The 19,717-nt window shown below is 61.5% G+C and carries 16 protein-coding genes and 1 tRNA gene; 14 read left to right on the top strand and 3 right to left on the bottom strand.

The annotated features are described in order from the left end of the window. Positions 1-60: 60 nt before the first annotated feature. The 7 genes from apaG to BGP85_RS15410 all read left to right on the top strand — a co-directional run bounded on the left by apaG (position 61) and on the right by BGP85_RS15410 (position 8,003). Positions 61-441 (top strand): Co2+/Mg2+ efflux protein ApaG, encoded by a 381-nt coding sequence (gene apaG / locus BGP85_RS15440; RefSeq protein WP_027917463.1) that lies wholly within the window; start codon positions 61-63, stop codon positions 439-441. Continuing rightward, positions 441-1,307: a symmetrical bis(5'-nucleosyl)-tetraphosphatase gene (locus tag BGP85_RS15435; protein WP_103448724.1), complete on the top strand. Its 867-nt coding sequence runs from the start codon at positions 441-443 to the stop codon at positions 1,305-1,307. Before apaG ends, BGP85_RS15435 begins: the two co-directional genes overlap by 1 nt. Before the next feature lie 14 nt (positions 1,308-1,321). Beyond that, positions 1,322-1,651 (top strand): thiosulfate sulfurtransferase GlpE, encoded by a 330-nt coding sequence (glpE, locus tag BGP85_RS15430; RefSeq protein WP_103448723.1) that lies wholly within the window; start codon positions 1,322-1,324, stop codon positions 1,649-1,651. A gap of 284 nt (positions 1,652-1,935) precedes the next feature. After that, on the top strand, positions 1,936-3,858 hold the full coding sequence (locus BGP85_RS15425; RefSeq protein WP_060484777.1) for a PrkA family serine protein kinase: 1,923 nt from the start codon (positions 1,936-1,938) through the stop codon (positions 3,856-3,858). Positions 3,859-3,999: 141 nt separating this feature from the next. Continuing rightward, positions 4,000-5,271, top strand: a complete 1,272-nt coding sequence (locus BGP85_RS15420) for a YeaH/YhbH family protein (protein WP_103448722.1) — start codon at positions 4,000-4,002, stop codon at positions 5,269-5,271. Further along, on the top strand, positions 5,268-6,836 hold the full coding sequence (locus BGP85_RS15415) for a SpoVR family protein (RefSeq protein ID WP_103448721.1): 1,569 nt from the start codon (positions 5,268-5,270) through the stop codon (positions 6,834-6,836). The genes BGP85_RS15420 and BGP85_RS15415 overlap by 4 nt, the downstream gene beginning before the upstream one ends. A gap of 54 nt (positions 6,837-6,890) precedes the next feature. After that, complete coding sequence (locus tag BGP85_RS15410; RefSeq protein ID WP_103448720.1) at positions 6,891-8,003, top strand: multifunctional CCA tRNA nucleotidyl transferase/2'3'-cyclic phosphodiesterase/2'nucleotidase/phosphatase; 1,113 nt, start codon at positions 6,891-6,893, stop codon at positions 8,001-8,003. On the opposite strand, the gene folK is transcribed toward BGP85_RS15410, so the two are convergent. Next, positions 7,993-8,502 carry a 2-amino-4-hydroxy-6-hydroxymethyldihydropteridine diphosphokinase gene (gene folK, locus BGP85_RS15405; RefSeq protein ID WP_103448719.1) on the bottom strand — a complete coding sequence of 170 codons (510 nt, stop codon included), beginning with the start codon at positions 8,500-8,502 and terminating at the stop codon, positions 7,993-7,995. The two genes, BGP85_RS15410 and folK, sit on opposite strands and share 11 nt — an antisense overlap. Further along, positions 8,493-8,849: a dihydroneopterin aldolase gene (gene folB / locus BGP85_RS15400; RefSeq protein ID WP_103448718.1), complete on the bottom strand. Its 357-nt coding sequence runs from the start codon at positions 8,847-8,849 to the stop codon at positions 8,493-8,495. Before folB ends, folK begins: the two co-directional genes overlap by 10 nt. A gap of 74 nt (positions 8,850-8,923) precedes the next feature. Between folB and plsY the strand changes: the two genes are divergently transcribed. Then, positions 8,924-9,493: a glycerol-3-phosphate 1-O-acyltransferase PlsY gene (gene plsY / locus BGP85_RS15395; RefSeq protein ID WP_103448717.1), complete on the top strand. Its 570-nt coding sequence runs from the start codon at positions 8,924-8,926 to the stop codon at positions 9,491-9,493. A gap of 15 nt (positions 9,494-9,508) precedes the next feature. Here plsY and tsaD read toward each other — a convergent pair whose 3' ends face one another. Then, positions 9,509-10,534: a tRNA (adenosine(37)-N6)-threonylcarbamoyltransferase complex transferase subunit TsaD gene (gene tsaD, locus BGP85_RS15390; RefSeq protein ID WP_103448716.1), complete on the bottom strand. Its 1,026-nt coding sequence runs from the start codon at positions 10,532-10,534 to the stop codon at positions 9,509-9,511. A gap of 204 nt (positions 10,535-10,738) precedes the next feature. Here tsaD and rpsU point away from each other — a divergent pair, with 204 nt between their 5' ends. From rpsU to BGP85_RS15360, 6 genes are all read left to right on the top strand, one after another. Next, positions 10,739-10,954, top strand: a complete 216-nt coding sequence (gene rpsU, locus BGP85_RS15385; RefSeq protein ID WP_003255575.1) for a 30S ribosomal protein S21 — start codon at positions 10,739-10,741, stop codon at positions 10,952-10,954. 288 nt (positions 10,955-11,242) lie between these two features. Beyond that, positions 11,243-13,225: a DNA primase gene (gene dnaG, locus BGP85_RS15380; RefSeq protein WP_103448715.1), complete on the top strand. Its 1,983-nt coding sequence runs from the start codon at positions 11,243-11,245 to the stop codon at positions 13,223-13,225. Positions 13,226-13,292: 67 nt separating this feature from the next. Beyond that, positions 13,293-15,143 (top strand): RNA polymerase sigma factor RpoD, encoded by a 1,851-nt coding sequence (rpoD, locus tag BGP85_RS15375; RefSeq protein ID WP_103448714.1) that lies wholly within the window; start codon positions 13,293-13,295, stop codon positions 15,141-15,143. Positions 15,144-15,261: 118 nt separating this feature from the next. After that, on the top strand, positions 15,262-19,005 hold the full coding sequence (locus tag BGP85_RS15370; RefSeq protein WP_103448713.1) for a bifunctional diguanylate cyclase/phosphodiesterase: 3,744 nt from the start codon (positions 15,262-15,264) through the stop codon (positions 19,003-19,005). 16 nt (positions 19,006-19,021) lie between these two features. Further along, positions 19,022-19,098 (top strand) — tRNA-Ile (locus tag BGP85_RS15365). A 117-nt stretch (positions 19,099-19,215) separates the two neighbouring features. Continuing rightward, positions 19,216-19,677: an Lrp/AsnC family transcriptional regulator gene (locus tag BGP85_RS15360; protein WP_103448712.1), complete on the top strand. Its 462-nt coding sequence runs from the start codon at positions 19,216-19,218 to the stop codon at positions 19,675-19,677. Positions 19,678-19,717: the final 40 nt, after the last annotated feature.

Below are 19,717 nucleotides of genomic sequence, written 5' to 3'. Positions count from 1 at the left end.
CCCTCCCCCCTGCCAATGGCCTAGACTGCATTATTGCGTCAGTTCGCCCAAGGCCCTTGCATGTCCGACCCTCGCTATCAGATCGACGTCAGCGTCGTGACCCGTTACCTGAAAGATCAATCCGACCCCGAAAGCAGTCGCTTCGCCTTCGCCTACACCATCACCGTGCAAAACAACGGCTCGGTCAAAGCCAAGCTGTTGTCGCGTCACTGGCTGATCACCAACGGTGATGGCGAGGTCGAGGAAGTGCGCGGTGCCGGCGTAGTTGGCCAACAGCCAACCATCGAGCCCGGCCAGAGCCATACCTACAGCAGCGGCGCGGTGATCAGCACACGCGTCGGCACCATGCAGGGCAGCTACGAAATGTTCGCCGAAGACGGCAAGCGCTTCGAAGCCGACATCGCACCCTTCCGCCTCGCGGTGCCTGGGGCGCTGCACTGATGGCCACCTACGCCGTCGGAGACCTGCAAGGCTGCCTGGGGCCGCTCAAGTGCCTGCTCGAACGGGTCAACTTCAACCCGGCGGTCGACCGCCTGTGGCTGGTCGGCGACCTGGTAAACCGCGGCCCCGACTCGCTGGAAACCCTGCGTTACCTCTATTCGATCCGCCAATCGCTGGTATGCGTGCTGGGCAACCATGATTTGCACCTGCTGGCCGCCTGGCACAACGTCGAGCGCCTGAAGAAAAGCGACACCCTGCGCGAGATCATCGAAGCGCCGGACGCCGATCAACTGCTTGACTGGCTGCGCCAGCAGAAGCTGCTGCATTACGATGAGCCGCGCGGCATCGCCCTGGTCCATGCCGGTATTCCGCCGCAATGGACCCTGGGCCAGGCACTGCAACTGGCCGAAGAAGTCGAGCAAGTGCTGCGCGACGACAACCGCCTGCAACTCTACCTCGACGGCATGTACGGCAACGAGCCGAACAAGTGGAGCAAGAACCTCACCGGTGTCGAGCGCTTGCGGGTGATCACCAACTACCTCACGCGCATGCGCTTCTGCACCGCGGCAGGCAAGCTCGACCTCAAGAGCAAAGAAGGCCTCGATACCGCACCCAAAGGCTACAAGCCCTGGTATGCGCACAAGGACCGCCGCTCGCGCCACGTGAAGATCATCTTCGGCCACTGGGCTGCCCTCCAAGGCCAGGTCAACGAACCCGGCATCATCGCCCTCGACACCGGCTGCGTGTGGGGCGGCGCCATGACCCTGTACAACGTCGACAGCGGCGAATACCAGCGCTGCGACTGTACCGACGATGGCCATGTCCGCCTGCCGCCACAAGCCACTACACTGAACGATCAACCCTGAAGAGAACCGTACCCATGAGCGAATTCAAGCGCATCCCTCCCGAGCAGGCCCTGGCCCTGCGCGCGCAAGGTGCGGTAGTCGTCGACATTCGCGACTCGCAAGCCTTTGCCGCTGGCCACATCACCGGCGCCATGCATCTGGATAACCACTCGGTCGCCGAGTTCATCCGCAATGCCGACCTGGATGCACCGACCCTGGTGGTCTGCTACCACGGCAATTCCAGCCAGAGCGCAGCCGCCTACCTGGTCGGCCAGGGCTTCTCCGACGTGTACAGCGTCGATGGCGGCTTCGAACTGTGGCGTAGCACCTACCCGGCCGAGACCGCCCAGGGCACCGCCGAATAATTTTTTTCATTTTTACTCCAGCCCGCGTCCCACGCGGGCTCGCAGCCCACCTGACGAACGGTCGTTCGCAACTTCTCCGCCGCCCGCCCTTGATCTTGCGGATAACCAACTATTCTTAAGCGCAGGCCATCCAGAAAAAGGGGAGAGCCGGTACACCGGCGTGCGGGTCATCGGTAGCGTTACAGGGTGTTCTGGGGGGTATACAGCAATCGGCGAACCCGGTTGCATGCCAGCATCAGCTGACTGATCCGGCGTCGTCTCCACGTATCGAGCGAGGTGACGTCATGAGTATTTTTAGCCACTTCCAACAACGCTTCGAGTCTACGCGCCAGGAAGAACTCTCGCTGCAGGAGTACCTCGAGCTGTGCAAAGAGGATCGCAGTGCCTACGCATCGGCGGCTGAACGGCTGTTGCTGGCCATCGGTGAGCCAGAACTGATCGACACCTCTTCCAACTCCAGGCTGTCGCGAATCTTCTCCAACAAGGTCATTCGCCGGTATCCGGCCTTTGCCGACTTCCATGGCATGGAAGAGTGCATCGACCAGATCGTTTCGTACTTCCGCCATGCCGCCCAAGGCCTGGAAGAGAAGAAACAGATCCTCTATCTGCTGGGCCCGGTAGGCGGCGGTAAATCGTCGCTGGCCGAGAAACTCAAGCAGCTGATGGAAAAGGTACCTTTCTACGCCATCAAGGGCTCGCCGGTATTCGAGTCACCCTTGGGCTTGTTCAATGCCACCGAAGACGGGGCCATTCTCGAGGAAGAGTACGGCATCTCGCGGCGCTACCTGAACACCATCATGTCGCCTTGGGCCACCAAGCGCCTGCAGGAATTCGGCGGTGATATCAGCAAGTTCAGGGTGGTGAAACTGTACCCCTCGATCCTCAACCAGATCGCCATCGCCAAGACCGAGCCGGGTGATGAGAACAACCAGGACATCTCCGCCCTGGTCGGTAAAGTGGATATCCGCAAACTCGAAGAATTCCCGCAGAACGACGCCGATGCCTACAGCTATTCGGGCGCACTGTGCCGGGCCAACCAGGGCCTGATGGAATTCGTCGAGATGTTCAAGGCGCCAATCAAGGTCCTGCACCCCTTGCTCACCGCCACCCAGGAAGGCAATTACAACAGTACCGAAGGCCTTGGGGCCATTCCCTATACCGGTATCCTGCTGGCCCACTCCAACGAATCGGAGTGGCACACCTTCCGCAACAACAAGAACAACGAGGCGTTCATCGACCGGATCTATATCGTCAAGGTGCCGTACTGCCTGCGCGTCAGCGATGAGATCAAGATCTACGACAAGTTGCTGGTCAACAGCTCGCTGGCCAAGGCCCATTGCGCGCCAGACACGCTTAAGATGCTTGCCCAGTTCACCGTGCTCTCGCGCCTCAAGGAGCCGGAAAACTCCAACATCTACTCGAAGATGCGGGTCTACGATGGCGAAAACCTCAAGGACACCGACCCGAAAGCCAAGTCGATCCAGGAGTACCGCGATGCGGCGGGCGTCGACGAAGGCATGAACGGCCTGTCGACCCGCTTCGCCTTCAAGATTCTCTCCAAGGTGTTCAACTTCGACCCGCATGAAGTGGCAGCCAACCCGGTGCACCTGCTGTATGTGCTGGAACAGCAGATCGAGCAGGAACAGTTCCCGGCCGAAGTACGCGAGCGCTACCTGCGCTATCTGAAGGAATACCTGGCACCGCGCTACATCGAGTTCATCGGCAAGGAAATCCAGACCGCCTACCTTGAGTCCTACAGCGAATACGGCCAGAACATCTTCGACCGCTATGTGCTGTACGCCGACTTCTGGATCCAGGATCAGGAATACCGCGACCCGGAGACCGGCGAAATTCTCAACCGCATCGCCCTCAACGAAGAGCTGGAAAAGATCGAGAAACCGGCAGGCATCAGCAATCCGAAGGACTTCCGCAACGAAATCGTCAACTTCGTGCTGCGTGCCCGTGCCAACAACAATGGCAAGAACCCGAGCTGGCTCAGCTACGAGAAGCTGCGGGTGGTGATCGAGAAGAAAATGTTCTCCAACACCGAGGACCTGCTGCCGGTCATCAGCTTCAACGCCAAGGCCAGCAAGGAGGACCAACAGAAGCACAACGACTTCGTCACGCGGATGGTGGAGCGTGGCTACACCGACAAACAGGTGCGCCTGCTGTCGGAATGGTACCTGCGGGTCAGGAAATCGCAATAAAGCGGCAAGCTACAAGCCGCACGCTTCAAGCTGCCCAGCGCCGGGCGCAAGCCCGGCGCCGTAGCTTGCAGCAGCGGCGGCTGCTCTTTTCTGCAGCCTGAAGCTTGTGGCTTGCAGCTGCTCCCAGCTACCGGAGGGACCATGAGCTACGTTATCGACCGACGCCTGAACGGCAAGAACAAGAGCACGGTCAACCGCCAGCGCTTCCTGCGGCGTTACCGTGAACACATCAAGAAGGCGGTCGAAGAGGCCGTGAGCCGCCGTTCCATCATGGACATGGAGCACGGTGAACAGATCAGCATTCCGGGACGGGACATCGATGAACCCGTGCTGCACCATGGTCGTGGCGGCAAACAGACCATCGTGCACCCAGGCAACAAGGAGTTCACCGCTGGCGAGCACATCCCTCGGCCGCAAGGCGGTGGGGGTGGCAGTGGTCGCGGCAAGGCCGGCAACTCCGGCGAGGGCATGGACGATTTCGTCTTCCAGATTACCCAGGAAGAGTTCCTCGAATTCATGTTCGAAGACCTCGAACTGCCCAATCTGGTCAAACGTCACCTGACCGGCGCCGACACCTTCAAGACCGTAAGAGCCGGTATCGCCAACGAAGGCAACCCGTCACGCATCAACATTGTCCGCACCCTGCGCTCGGCCCACGCCCGGCGCATCGCTCTGACCGGCAGCAGCCGAGCGCTGCTGCGCGAAGCACAGAAGGAACTGGACCGACTGAAAGTCGAGGAACCCGACAACTTCACCGACATCCAGGAAGTCGAACAGGAAATCGAGCGGCTCAAGGCACGCATCAACCGCCTGCCCTTCCTCGACACCTTCGACCTCAAGTACAACCTGCTGGTCAAGCAGCCCAACCCCAGTTCCAAGGCGGTGATGTTCTGCCTGATGGACGTGTCCGGCTCGATGACCCAGGCCACCAAGGACATCGCCAAACGCTTCTTCATCCTGCTGTACCTGTTCCTCAAGCGTAACTACGACCGCATCGAGGTGGTGTTCATTCGCCACCACACCAGCGCCCGCGAAGTCGACGAGGAAGAGTTCTTCTACTCCCGGGAAACTGGCGGAACCATCGTCTCCAGTGCGCTGAAGATGATGCAGGAGATCATGGCTGAACGTTACCCGGCCGCCGATTGGAACATATACGCCGCCCAGGCCTCAGACGGCGACAACTGGAACGACGACTCGCCGATCTGCCGCGAGATCTTGTCCAAGCAGATCATGCCGCATGTGCAGTACTACACTTACGTTGAGATCACCCCGCGTGAGCACCAGGCGCTGTGGTACGAGTACGAGCGAATCGGCGAGGCCTTCCCCGACACATTCGCCCAGCAGCAGTTGGTATCGGCCGGCGATATCTACCCGGTCTTCCGTGAACTCTTCCAGCGCAGGTTAGCCACATGACCGCCAGAGCACAGAGACGCCAACCCATTTCCACCGGGTCCGAGTGGACGTTCGAGCTGATCCAGACCTACGACCGGGAAATCAGCCGGCTGGCCGAGCGTTACGCCCTGGATACCTACCCCAACCAGATCGAGGTGATCACCGCCGAGCAGATGATGGATGCCTATGCCTCCGTCGGCATGCCGCTGGGTTATCACCACTGGTCTTACGGCAAGCAGTTCCTCAGTACCGAGAAGTCCTACAGCCGGGGGCAGATGGGCCTGGCTTACGAGATCGTGATCAATTCCGATCCGTGCATCGCCTACCTGATGGAAGAAAACACCATGTGCATGCAGGCACTGGTGATTGCCCACGCCTGCTATGGCCACAACAGTTTCTTCAAGGGCAACTACCTGTTCCGCACCTGGACCGACGCCACGTCGATCATCGACTACCTGGTGTTCGCCAAGCAGTACATCGCCCAGTGCGAGGAACGCCACGGCATCGATGCCGTGGAGGATCTGATCGACTCTTGCCACGCGCTGATGAACTACGGAGTGGATCGCTACAAACGCCCCTATCCGATCTCCGCCGAAGAAGAACGCCGGCGCCAGAAGGACCGTGAAGAGCACCTGCAGCGGCAGATCAACGACCTCTGGCGCACGATTCCAAAGGGTGCCGAAAAAAGTGGCGAGCGCGACGATGCGCGATTCCCCTCCGAACCGCAGGAAAACATCCTCTACTTCATCGAGAAGAACGCCCCGCTGCTGGAACCCTGGCAGCGCGAAGTGGTGCGAATCGTGCGCAAGATCGCCCAGTACTTCTACCCACAGCGTCAGACCCAGGTGATGAACGAAGGTTGGGCTACCTTCTGGCACTACACCCTGATGAACGACCTGTACGACGAAGGCCTGATCACTGAAGGCTTCATGATGGAGTTTCTGCAGTCGCACACCAGCGTGGTGTTCCAGCCCGGTTTCGACAGCCCGTACTACAGCGGCATAAACCCCTACGCGCTGGGCTTTGCCATGTACACCGACATCCGTCGCATGTGCGAAAACCCGACCGAGGAAGATCGCCGCTGGTTCCCCGACATTGCCGGCAGCGACTGGCTGTCTACTATCAAGTTCGCCATGAGCAGCTTCAAGGACGAGAGCTTCATCCTGCAGTACCTGTCACCCAAGGTGATGCGTGACCTGAAGCTGTTCAGCATCCTCGATGACGACCAGCGCGATGACCTGCTGGTACCGGCCATCCATGACGAGTCTGGCTACCGGATCATTCGCGAGCAACTGGCAGCGCAGTACAACCTCGGCAACCGCGAGCCCAACGTGCAGATCTGGAGCATCGACCGCCGTGGCGATCGCTCGCTGACCTTGCGCCACCAGCAACACAACCGCAAACCGCTGGGCGATTCCACCGAGGAAGTGCTCAAGCACCTGCACCGCCTGTGGGGCTTCGATATCCATCTGGAGACCGTACAGGGCGACCAGGTGGTCAAGACCCATCACATGCCGCCGCGTGGGGAGCATGCCGAGAGCGGCGACTACGGGCGCATGGACCTCGCCGTCATCCACCACCTCTGATGCACCGCCATTGCTGCCGACAGGGTATCCTGTGGGCAGTAATGGAGGCTGCACATGCACATCTACAAAGTCGGCGGCGCAGTACGCGACCGCCTGCTCGGGCGCCCGGTCAGCGATATCGACTGGCTGGTGGTCGGCGCCACGGTCGAAGAAATGCACGCCCAGGGTTTTCGCCCGGTCGGCGCTGATTTCCCGGTGTTCCTGCATCCGAAGACCGGCGAGGAATATGCCTTGGCGCGCACCGAGCGCAAGAGTGGGCGCGGTTATGGCGGGTTCACTTTTCACGCTAGCCCCGACGTGACGCTGGAGGAAGACCTTATCCGTCGAGACCTGACCATCAATGCGATGGCCGAGGATGAACAGGGAGCGGTCTACGATCCCTACCACGGCCAGGCCGACCTTGAGCAACGTATTCTGCGCCACGTCTCGCCCGCGTTCGCCGAAGATCCCCTGCGCGTGCTGCGCGTTGCCCGCTTTGCCGCGCGCTATGCCCCACTAGGTTTTCAGGTCGCCGATGAAACATTGGCACTGATGCGCCAGATCTCCGAATCGGGCGAGCTGCAGGCGCTGACAGCCGAACGTAGCTGGAAGGAGATCGAACGGGCGCTGATGGAAAGCCAGCCGCACGTATTCATCCAGGTGCTGCACGCCTGTGGCGCCCTGAAGGAATTGATGCCGGAACTGGAACACAGCGCGGATACGCTGGCTGCACTTCACCGGGCGGCAGAGCACCAACAGCCGCTGGCTGTGCGCTGGGCGTGCTTGCTGCGAGGGCTGGAACCAGTGGCGATCAAGGCGCTCAACCAGCGTTTCAAGGCCCCGCGTGAATGCCAGGAACTGGCCGTGCTGGTGGGTGAGTTTGCCATGCGCGCCGACGAGGCTTTGCAGCTAACGCCTGCAGATTTGCTGGAAATGTTGCAGAAGTTCGACGTTTATCGGCGGCCGCAGCGTTTCGAGGATTTCATTGCAGCGTGTGAGATGGCCTCGCCTGGAAGTTATCCACAGGCCGATTATCTGCGAGGAGCAGCGGTGGCGGCACGGGCGGTGGATGTTAAGCCGCTGGTGGAAGCCGGGATGACCGGGCAAGGCCTGGGCGAGGCTCTCAAAGATGAGCGACTGAAAGCGCTCGAAACTTACAAGACGGGCCGTTACAGGCTCACGCCTTAGTCAGCTGCAAACCGCGCCACTCGAAGGCAACAGGCGCCAACACCTGGTCGATCCGCGCCTCCTGCCACAACTGCGCCATGCTCTTCCCGGCACCGGGAAGCACAAGCTCCGGCGCCAGCAGCGACAACGGCCACAGCACGAAGGCATTCTTCAGGATCTCCGCCCGAGGCAGCACCAGCCCATCGAACGTGCCATGCAGGTCTTCATACATGAGCACGTCGATATCCAGCGGCAGGCCCTTGCGGTCCGGCGCATAGCGGCCGTTGTCCGCCTCGATGAACTTGAGCCGGCGATCCAGCTCCATCAGGGGCAGATCGGTCTTGCCGGTGACCACGAAGTTGATGAACGGCCCGCTCTTGATCCCCACCGCCTGGCTCTCGAACGCCGGGGAACATTGCATGTCGCTGAGAATGGCCGCCAACGCATCGAGCCCCGCACACAGGTGCTGGTGGCGATCAATGTTGCTGCCAAGGCCCAGATAAACCGTGCTCAGAGACATCCGCGCTCGATCTCCACGCCAACACCGCCACGGGCAGCGGGAACGGCACCCGGCTTGGTCAGCTTCAAGCGAACCCAGGGAATGTGGAATTCCTCCATCAGCGCTGCCACCAGGCGCTCGGCAAAGGTTTCCACCAGCTCGAAGCGCGCCTGCTCGGCAAATGCCTGGACTCGTGCCGAAACACTGGCGTAGTCGAGCGCCAGGTTCAGGTCGTCACCGGCCGCTGCCGGACGGTTGTCCCAGGCAAAACTCAGGTCCAGGCGCAGGCACTGGCGAATATCCCGTTCCCAGTCATAGGCACCGATGACGGTATCGACTTCCAGGCCTTCGATGAACACTCTGTCCAAGCACTTCTCTCCACAGCACGACAAGGGCGACTGGCGCCGTTAGAATCAGGGCGTCCTCGCCCGGAATAGTTAGCATGTTTTGGTTATTGGCGCTGCTCGCCTACCTGCTCGGCTCGCTGTCCTTCGCCATCGTCCTCAGCCGCCTTTCGGGCAGCCCGGACCCGCGTTCCAGCGGTTCGGGCAATGCCGGCGCCACCAACATGCTACGCCTGGCGGGCCGTAAAATGGCGATCCTGACCCTGCTTGGCGACCTGTGCAAGGGCCTGCTGCCGGTTTTGCTCGCCCGCGCTGCCGGCCTTGGCCTGCAGGAGCAGGCCTGGATCGGTGTCTGCGCAGTGCTCGGCCACCTGTTCCCGCTGTACTTCCGCTTTCGCGGCGGCAAAGGCGTCGCCACCGCCGCCGGCATGCTCATGGGCCTGTATTTCCCGGCCGCATTGCTGGCCATCGGCGCCTGGCTGCTGACCTTCTACCTCACCCGCACCAGCTCGCTGGCAGCGCTTGTCGCGACCCCGCTGACCTTGCCACTGCTGGCCTGGCGCGAGCCGGAGGCGCTGCTGCCGATCGCTGTGCTCACGGTGATGATCGTCTGGCGCCACCGCAACAATCTGCGCGATTTGTTTGCCGGGCGCGAAAGGCATTTCTGACACGCCCGCAAGCCTTCACACCGGCGGCAACTGCTCCATCGGCCAGCGCGCCTGCACGCTGATCGCCAGGTCCTGATGCTGCCCGGCCAACAGGCGCTGGCAACCGGCATAGGCGATCATCGCGCCGTTGTCGGTGCAGAACTGCGGACGCGCGTAGTACACGTTGCCCTTGAGACCGGCCAGCATGTCTTCCAGCGAGGCGCGCAACGCCTTGTTGGCACTGACGCCACCGGCGATGACCAAGCGTTTGAGGCCGGTCTGCTTGAGGGCGCGCTTGCACTTGATGGTCAGAGTCTCCACCACCGCCTGCTGGAATGCCAGGGACACGTCGCAACGGGTTTGCTCGTTGTCGTCGCCAGCATTCTTGCATTGCTGCCAGGTGTTCAGGGCGAAGGTCTTGAGACCGCTGAAGCTGAACTCAAGGCCCGGACGATCGGTCATCGGTCGCGGGAACACGAAGCGCCCAGGCACCCCCTGTTCGGCCAAGCGCGCGATTTCCGGGCCACCTGGGTAGTTGAGGCCGATCAGTTTGGCGGTCTTGTCGAACGCTTCGCCAGCCGCATCGTCGAGGCTCTCGCCCAGCAGCTCGTAGTGACCGATGCCATCCACCCGCACCAGCTGGGTATGGCCGCCGGAAACCAACAAAGCGACGAACGGAAACTCGGGCGGGTTTTCCTCCAGCATCGGTGCCAGCAGGTGGCCTTCCATATGGTGCACACCGATCGCCGGGATATCCCAGGCGAAGGCCAATGCCTGGGCGCACGAGGCACCGACCAGCAGCGCACCGACCAGGCCAGGACCCGCGGTGTAGGCGATGGCGTCGATCTCGGTGGCGACGCAGCCAGCCTCCTCCAGCACCTGGCGGATGAGCGGCAGCATGCGCTTGACGTGGTCACGCGAGGCAAGCTCGGGCACCACGCCACCGAACACGCGGTGCAGGTCGATCTGACTGAACAGCGCGTCGGCCAACAAACCGCGCTCGCTGTCGTATAATGCGACGCCGGTTTCGTCGCAGGATGTTTCCAATCCCAGTACTAGCATGGGCTCGTCCCTTGTGGGGGCTGAATTCGAAGCCGCGCATGATAGTCCCCGTGCCGGGTGCCGACCAGCGGTTTTCGATCAGAGGCTTTGCATTCCGGCGTACTAAGGGTTAACATCCGCAACCCTTGAAAACCGACGTTCTCCAGCACACCTTTGTTTTGCCAGGAGCACGTCTACCCCGGTAATGAATTAAGGTAGCCCTGGATGCCAGCCGTCAAAGTTAAAGAGAACGAACCCTTCGACGTAGCTCTGCGTCGTTTCAAGCGCTCCTGCGAAAAAGCCGGTGTACTGGCTGAAGTTCGTAGCCGCGAGTTTTACGAGAAGCCGACCGCCGAGCGTAAGCGCAAAGCAGCTGCTGCTGTTAAGCGTCACGCCAAGAAAGTTCAGCGCGAACAGCGCCGCGCCGTTCGTCTGTACTAATACAGACGTTCTACGCTAGAGCTTCTGCCCTGCCCGGTTCACCGCCGGGCCGATGGCAGCGGTTTGATTCAAACCTTGAGCAGCTAGCCCAAGGCGCCCGTCGCAACCTGCAGTGGGCAAATGCATCAAAGCGTCAGATCTGGCTTCGGCCAGGCGTGCACGTCCTGACTGACGGGCCCTTGCGGCTACAGACGAGCACACATTCCCTCGCACTTCCCCTACTCAGCATTCGCCCCTCTGCGGCGCGTTAGCGATTAGACTTGCCAGTTGCCAGATGACGAGACTGCCATGGCCGGGCTGATTCCCCAAAGCTTCATCGACGACCTGATCAACCGCCTCGACATTGTCGACGTGGTGAGTTCGCGCGTTCAGCTGAAAAAAGCCGGCAAGAACTACTCCGCCTGCTGCCCGTTCCACAAGGAAAAGACCCCTTCCTTCACGGTCAGCCCCGACAAGCAGTTCTACTACTGCTTCGGCTGCGGTGCTGGCGGCAACGCCCTCGGCTTCGTCATGGACCACGACAACCTGGACTTCCCCCAGGCCGTCGAAGAACTGGCCCGCGCAGCTGGCATGGAAGTACCCAGGGAACAAGGCCGTCGCGACAACAAGCCGCGCCAGCCGACCGATTCGCCGTTGTACCCATTGCTGGATGCCGCCTCGGAGTTCTACCGCCAGGCCCTGCGCAGCCATCCGACCCGCAAGGCGGCGGTGGACTACCTCAAGGGCCGCGGCCTGTCGGGCGAAATCGCCCGCGACTTCGGCCTGGGCTTCGCCCCGCCGGGCTGGGACAACCTGCTCAAGCACCTGGGCGCCGACACCCTGCAACAGAAGGTGATGATCGACGCCGGCCTGCTGATCGAAAACGCCGAAAGCGGCAAGCGATACGACCGCTTCCGCGACAGGGTGATGTTCCCGATCCGCGACAGCCGCGGGCGCATCATCGCCTTTGGCGGCCGGGTACTGGGCGACGACAAGCCCAAGTACCTCAATTCCCCGGAAACCCCGGTGTTCCACAAGGGTCAGGAACTCTACGGGCTGTACGAGGCACGCAAGCACAACCGCAACCTCGACGAGATCATCGTCGTCGAGGGCTACATGGACGTGATCGCCCTGGCCCAGCAGGGCCTGCGCAATGCCGTGGCCACCCTCGGCACCGCGACCAGCGAAGAGCACCTCAAGCGCCTGTTCCGCGTGGTGCCCAGCGTGCTGTTCTGCTTCGATGGCGACCAGGCCGGGCGCAAGGCCGCCTGGCGCGCACTGGAATCAACCCTCTCGGCACTGCAGGACGGCCGCCGTGCGCGCTTCCTGTTCCTGCCCGAAGGCGAAGACCCGGACAGCCTGGTGCGTGCCGAAGGCACCGATGCCTTCAAGGCGCGGATCAACCAGCACGCGCAGCCACTGGCCGACTATTTCTTCGAGCAACTGAGCAATGAAGCCGACCCGCGCTCGCTGGAAGGCAAGGCACACATGGCGACTCTGGCCGCACCGTTGATCGAAAAGATCCCCGGCGCCAACTTGCGTCAGCTGATGCGCAACCGCCTGAAGGAAATCACCGGCCTGGACCCACAGCAGGTCGAGCAACTGTCGCAACAGGCTCCGGCGGCCAGCAGTGTGCCTGACTATGACCCTGGCTATGACTACGATGCCATGGCCAGCTTCACCCCCGACTACGGCGACATGCCACAGCACGACTACGCTCCCGTTCATCAAGAGCCGGAGTGGAAGCCGAACAAAGGCGGGGGCAAAAAGCAGTGGAGCGATAAGCCGTGGGACAAGAACCGCAAGGGCGGCAAGCCATGGCAGCAGCGCGACGAAGCGCCGCCGCGGGTGCCGGCACCGGTCGAACCACCGACCCTGGCTGCCCTGCGCACCTTGCTGCACCACCCGCTACTGGCCGGCAAGGTCGAGGATGCCAGCCACTTCGCCGACGAAGAACACCTGTACAGTCAACTGCTGGTGGCCCTGATCGAAGCTGCGCAGAAGAATCCTGGGCTAAGCTCAATGCAGCTGATCGCACGTTGGCACGGCACTGAACAAGGCCGCCTGCTGCGGGCCCTGGCTGAAAAGGAATGGTTGATCGTGGCTGACAACCTTGAACAACAGTTTTTCGACACTATAACTAGCTTGTCCGCCCGCCAACGCGAGCGCAGCCTGGAACAACTGCTCAGGAAATCACGTCAAAGCGAATTGACCAGCGAGGAAAAATCACAGCTCCTCGCCCTGCTGAGCCGGAATGTTCCCGCACAAACGCCGACCTCATCTGGCGCGTGAGGCCCATGCTCGGGTATAATCCTCGGCTTGTTTTTTGCCCGCCAAGACCTTCAGTGGATAGGGTGTTATGTCCGGAAAAGCGCAACAGCAGTCTCGTATCAAAGAGTTGATCACCCGCGGTCGTGAGCAGGGCTACCTGACTTACGCGGAGGTCAACGACCACCTGCCTGAGGATATTTCAGATCCGGAACAGGTGGAAGACATCATCCGCATGATCAACGACATGGGGATCAACGTATTCGAGAGTGCTCCGGATGCGGATGCCCTTCTGTTGGCGGAAGCCGACACCGACGAAGCCGCGGCCGAAGAAGCCGCTGCTGCGTTGGCGGCAGTTGAAACCGATATCGGCCGCACGACCGACCCGGTGCGCATGTACATGCGTGAAATGGGTACCGTCGAGCTGCTGACCCGCGAAGGCGAGATCGAAATCGCCAAGCGGATCGAGGAAGGCATCCGTGAAGTCATGGGCGCCATCGCTCACTTCCCGGGTACTGTCGACTACATCCTCGGCGAATACGACCGCGTCACCGCCGAAGGCGGCCGCCTGTCCGACGTTCTCAGCGGTTACATCGACCCTGACGACAACATTGCCGCGCCGACCGAAGAAGTGCCAGTACCTGGCGCCAAGGCCCCAGCGGCCAAGGAAGAGTCGGACGACGAAGAGGAAGAAAGTGAAGGCGGTGACGACGAGGAAGAGGCCGAAAGCGGGCCTGATCCGGTCGTTGCAGCTCAGCGCTTCGGCGCCGTTGCCGATCAGCTTCAGGCCACCAACAAGGTCCTGAAGAAGGGCGGCCGCAACGCCAAGGAAAGCATCGAAGCTCTGCAGGCCCTGGCTGATCTGTTCATGCCGATCAAGCTGGTACCGAAGCAGTTCGACGTCCTCGTCGAGCGTGTGCGCGATGCCCTGAACCGCCTGCGTCAGCAAGAGCGTGCGATCATGCAGCTGTGCGTGCGTGACGCCCGCATGCCGCGTGCCGACTTCCTGCGCCTGTTCCCGAGCAACGAAACCGACCAGACCTGGTCCGGTGACCTGGCCAAGCGCAGCACCAAGTGGGCTGCCGCCCTGGGTGAAAAGGACGCCGCCATCGTCGCCTGCCAGCAGAAGCTGATCGACCTTGAGACCGAAACCGGCCTGACCGTCGCCGAGATCAAGGAAATCAACCGTCGCATGTCCATCGGTGAGGCGAAAGCCCGCCGCGCCAAGAAAGAAATGGTCGAGGCGAACCTGCGTCTGGTGATCTCCATCGCCAAGAAGTACACCAACCGTGGCCTGCAGTTCCTCGACCTGATCCAGGAAGGCAACATCGGCTTGATGAAGGCGGTGGACAAGTTCGAATACCGTCGCGGCTACAAATTCTCGACGTACGCCACCTGGTGGATCCGCCAGGCGATCACCCGCTCGATCGCCGACCAGGCGCGCACCATCCGTATTCCGGTGCACATGATCGAGACGATCAACAAGCTCAACCGTATTTCCCGCCAGATGCTGCAGGAAATGGGTCGTGAACCGACCCCGGAAGAGCTCGGTGAGCGCATGGAAATGCCTGAGGACAAGATCCGCAAGGTATTGAAGATCGCCAAAGAGCCGATCTCCATGGAAACCCCGATCGGTGACGACGAAGATTCGCACCTGGGCGACTTCATCGAGGACTCGACCATGCAGTCCCCGATCGACGTGGCCACGGTCGAAAGCCTCAAGGAAGCGACCCGTGACGTGCTCTCGGGCCTGACCGCACGCGAAGCCAAGGTGCTGCGCATGCGCTTCGGTATCGACATGAACACCGACCACACCCTCGAAGAGGTGGGCAAGCAGTTCGACGTGACCCGTGAGCGGATCCGTCAGATCGAAGCGAAGGCGTTGCGCAAACTGCGCCACCCGACTCGCAGCGAGCACCTGCGCTCCTTCCTCGACGAGTGATGACAAACCCCGGCCCAGGCCGGGGTTTTTCTTATCCGACAAATAGTTGTGATCGGCCGCTCGGCTGGCTGAATGCCCGTCTACACTCGACTTCAGACCAACTGAATGCGAGGCCGCTATGCTGCCGAAGCCGGCCATTCTGTTGCTGCTCCTGATGCTGTGGAACACAACGGCCGGCGCCCTGACCCTGACAGACGAGGAAAAAACCTGGCTCGCTGCCCACCCGCAGTTGAGACTGGGCGTCGACGCCTCCTGGCCACCATTTGAATTTCGTGACCAGGAGGGCCGGTACCAGGGATTGGCCGCCGATTACATCGCCTTGCTCCAGGATCGCCTGGGAGTATCACTGAAACCGGTCGAACCCAGCAGCTGGACCGAGGTGCTGCAGCAGGCGCGCGAAGGCCGTATCGACCTGTTGCCCGGCATCATGTCGACGCCGGAACGTCAGGGCTACCTGGCGTTCACCCGCCCCTACCTCGATTTCCCCATCGTCATCCTGGCCCATGATGGCGGTCCGCAACCGCGCACGCTCAAGGACCTGTACGGGCTGAAGGTCGCCGTGGTGGAAAACTACGCGCCCCATGAACTGCTACGTACTCACCACCCGGACCTCAACCTGGTGGCGATGCCCAATGTCAGCTCGACCCTGCAGGCACTGGCCACGGACGCGGTGGACGCCGTGGTCGGCGACCTCGCCTCGAGCATCTGGAGCTTGCGCCAGCTCAAGCTCGAAGGGCTATACGTGAGCGGCGAAACGCCCTACCGCTATCAACTGGCAATGGCCGCGCCCCGTGACCAGCAGGTACTGATCGGCATCCTCGACAAGGTGATGGCCGACATGTCCAGCGATGAAGTCAGCCATATCCAGCAGCGCTGGGTTGGCAACGTGGTCGACCAACGCAGCTTCTGGCGTGACACGCTGCTCTATGGCCTGCCCGCCGTCCTGCTGCTGATCGCCATTCTCGCCGTGGTCATCCGCATCAATCGCCGGCTCAGTTCGGAAATCTCCCGGCGCATCGCCCTGGAGCAGGAGCTGCGCAGCAGCGAATACCACTATCGCGGCCTGATCGAGAGCCTGTCGGCAATCGCCTGGGAAGCCGACGCCAACGACTTCACCTACAGCTATGTCTCGCCCCATGCCGAAGACTTGCTGGGTTACCCCCTGCACGACTGGCTCAAGCCCGGCTTCTGGCGCAGCATCCTGCACCCCGAAGACGCACTCTGGGCCCAGGCCTTCTGCGAGAGTGAAACCGCTGCCGGGCGTGACCACAGCCTCGATTACCGCGTGATGCGCGCCGACGGCCAACCGCTTTGGGTACGCAATATCGTCAGCATGATCGAACACGGCCACCGGCCCGTGATGCGCGGCCTGATGATCGACATCAGCGAGACCAAACGCACCGAAGTCGCCCTGCGCCTGTCGGAACAGAAGTTCGCCTCGGTGTTCGAGCAGTGCCCGGACATTCTGCTGATCGCACGGCACAGCGATGGCGTGCTGCTCGAGGTCAATGAAGCGTTCGAAGAGCAGATTGGCCTGACACAGGGCGAAGTAATCGGCCGCACCGCCACCGAGCTCAACTTGTGGGGCATCGAAGGAATGGGCCCGAGGCTGCTCGAACGCCTGCACCAAGGCGGCATCCGCAACATCGAAATGACCTTCCGCCGCAGCAACGGCCAGTTGTTCACCGGCCTGACCTCAGCCGAAACCTTCGAGCTTGACGGCACCCTGGCGCTGGTCGTGGCCGTTCGCGACATCAACCAGCTCAAGGAAACCCAGCAACAGTTGCAGACTTCCGAGGAAAAGTTTGCCAAGGCATTCCACGCATCACCTGATGGCCTACTGCTGTCGCGTCAGAGCGATGGCCTGCTGTTGGAGGTCAACGAGGGTTTCTGCCGCCTGACCGGTTACGAATTCAACCCGCCTATCGACCAGACCTCGTTCGACCTGGGGATCTGGGTAGACCTCAACGAACGCAAGCGCCTGATCGACCAGCTTGGCCGCGATGGCTTCGTGCGAGACTTCAGTTGCCACCTGCGCCGCAGCGACGGGCAGATTCGCCTCTGCGAGCTGTCGGCTCGGCCACTGCCGATCGGTGGTGTCGACTGCATGCTGACCATCGCCCGCGACATCACCGAACGCCACCTGATGCAGGAAAAGCTGCAACTGGCTGCCACCGTGTTCGAAAATACCGCTGAAGGCGTGTTGATCACCGATACCGACCAACGCATCAGCGCAGTCAACCGTGCCTTCAGCGAGATCACCGGCTACAGCGAGATCGAAGCACTCGGCCAGACCCCGCGCCTGCTCGCCTCTGGTCAGCATGACAGCGCTTTCTACGCTGCCATGTGGCACCAGCTCACTGCTGAAGGTCACTGGCAGGGCGAGATCTACAACAAACGCAAGAATGGCGAGCTGTATCCCGGCTGGCTGACCATCAGCGCCGTACGCAACAGCGAGCGCGACGTCACCCATTTCGTCGCCGTGTTCGCCGACATTTCCAGTCTCAAGCATGCCCAGGCCAAACTCGATTACCAGGCCCACCACGACCCACTGACCGGCCTGCCCAACCGCGCCCTATTCGAAAACCGGCTGCAGGCCGTGCTGACCTGCTCGCAGGTCTCCAATCGCCAGGGCGCGGTGCTGTTCCTCGACCTGGACCGTTTCAAACACATCAACGACAGCCTCGGTCACCCGGTCGGCGACCTGCTGCTCAAAGGCATCGCCCAACGCCTCAAGGAACAGGTGCGCGACGTCGACACCGTGGCCCGTCTGGGTGGCGACGAGTTCATCATCCTGCTGCCCGGCCTGCACAAACCCAGCGATGCCCATGCCATCGCCAACAAGCTGTTGGCCTGCTTCGTCGCCCCGTTCCAGGCCGGCGAGCACGAGTTCTTCACCAGCGCCAGCATCGGCATCAGCCTCTACCCGCAGGATGGCACCGACGTCGCCACGCTGATCCGCAACGCCGATGCTGCCATGTACCGCTCCAAGGCCAAAGGCCGCAACCGCGTGGAAGCCTACACCCGTGACCTGACCGTGCAGGCCAGCGAACGCATCGCCATGGAGCACGAGCTGCGCCGCGCCATCGAGCGTAACGAGATGAGCCTGAGCTTCCAGCCCAAGCTGAGCCTCAAGACCCAGACCCTAGTCGGGGCCGAAGCGCTGATTCGCTGGAGCCACCCGACATTCGGCGAGGTACCGCCCGAGCATTTCATTCACTTGGCCGAAGAGAACGGCACCATTCTCCAGCTGGGCGACTGGGTGCTGGAGCAGGCATGCCAGCAGATGCACCGCTGGAAGAAGACTTACCAGGCCTTTGGGCCACTGTCGATCAACCTGGCGGGCGCGCAGCTGCGTCACCCCAACCTCGCCAAACGCATCGAGCATTTGTTGAAAGTCTACCAACTGAAAGCGGGCGACCTGCAGCTGGAAATCACCGAAAACTTCATCATGAGCCAGGCCGAGGAGGCCTTGGCCATATTGCACCAGCTCAAGAAGCTGGGCGTGCAGCTGGCGATCGACGACTTCGGCACCGGCTACTCGTCGCTGAGCTACCTCAAGCGCCTGCCGCTGGACATCCTCAAGATCGACAAATCGTTCATCCGCGGCCTGCCGGATGACCCGCACGACGCCGCCATCGCCCGCGCCATCATTGCACTGGGGCGCAGCATGCAATTGACGATCATTGCCGAGGGTGTAGAGAACCAGGCGCAGCAACGCTTCCTTGCTGCCGAGGGCTGCGAGCAGATCCAGGGCTACATCGTCAGCCTGCCATTGCCGCCGGATGAGTTCGCAGCGACGTTTCTTCGTATAGCACTGTCCGATCTTTCGGATGGCACGCTTTCAAAACCCTCGTTATAATCCGGGCACTTACTGAGGGCCTATAGCTCAGTTGGTTAGAGCAGAGGACTCATAATCCTTTGGTCCACGGTTCGAGTCCGTGTGGGCCCACCAGCTATGACGAAAGCCGCGCCGATGCGCGGCTTTTTTGTGCGCGAAGGATGACAATTTGGGGCTTGCCCTGCTTATCTGCGGCTGGCTAGGCTTACGAACCCTCCGTAGAGACTCACCATGTCGGACTCCCGCCCCATCGCCCTCGACGAAATCGACCGCCAGCTGATCGCCCTGCTGCAGATCAACGCCCGCGAAAGCGTCGCCACCCTCGCCCGCCAGCTCGGCATCGCTCGCACCACTGTCAACTCGCGCCTGGAACGGCTGGAAAAGAACAAGGTCATCACCGGCTACGGCGTGCGCCTTGGCCAGCGCCTGATTGGCGGTGGGCTGCAGGCCTATGTCGGGATCAAGGTGCAGCCACGCTCCGGCAAGGAAGTAGTGCGTCGCCTGAGCGCCATGGGGCAGGTACAGCAGTTGTGCGCGGTAAGTGGCGAGTTCGATTACGTGGCCTGGCTACGCAGCGATTCGCCGGAGCAACTCGACCAGCTGCTGGACCAGATTGGCAGTGTCGAGGGAGTGGAAAAGACCACCACGTCGATCATTCTCAGCAGCAAGGTCGATCGCGGGCAGCCTGTCTGATCCGTCGGACTGCCAAAGTCTTACCGGGTAATCCCGACAC

The organism is Pseudomonas putida (genome assembly GCF_002906855.1).
Taxonomy (GTDB): Bacteria; Pseudomonadota; Gammaproteobacteria; order Pseudomonadales; family Pseudomonadaceae; genus Aquipseudomonas; species Aquipseudomonas putida_N.
Note: the sequence above shows the minus strand (reverse complement) of the source record. Positions and strands in the feature narration are given on the sequence as shown.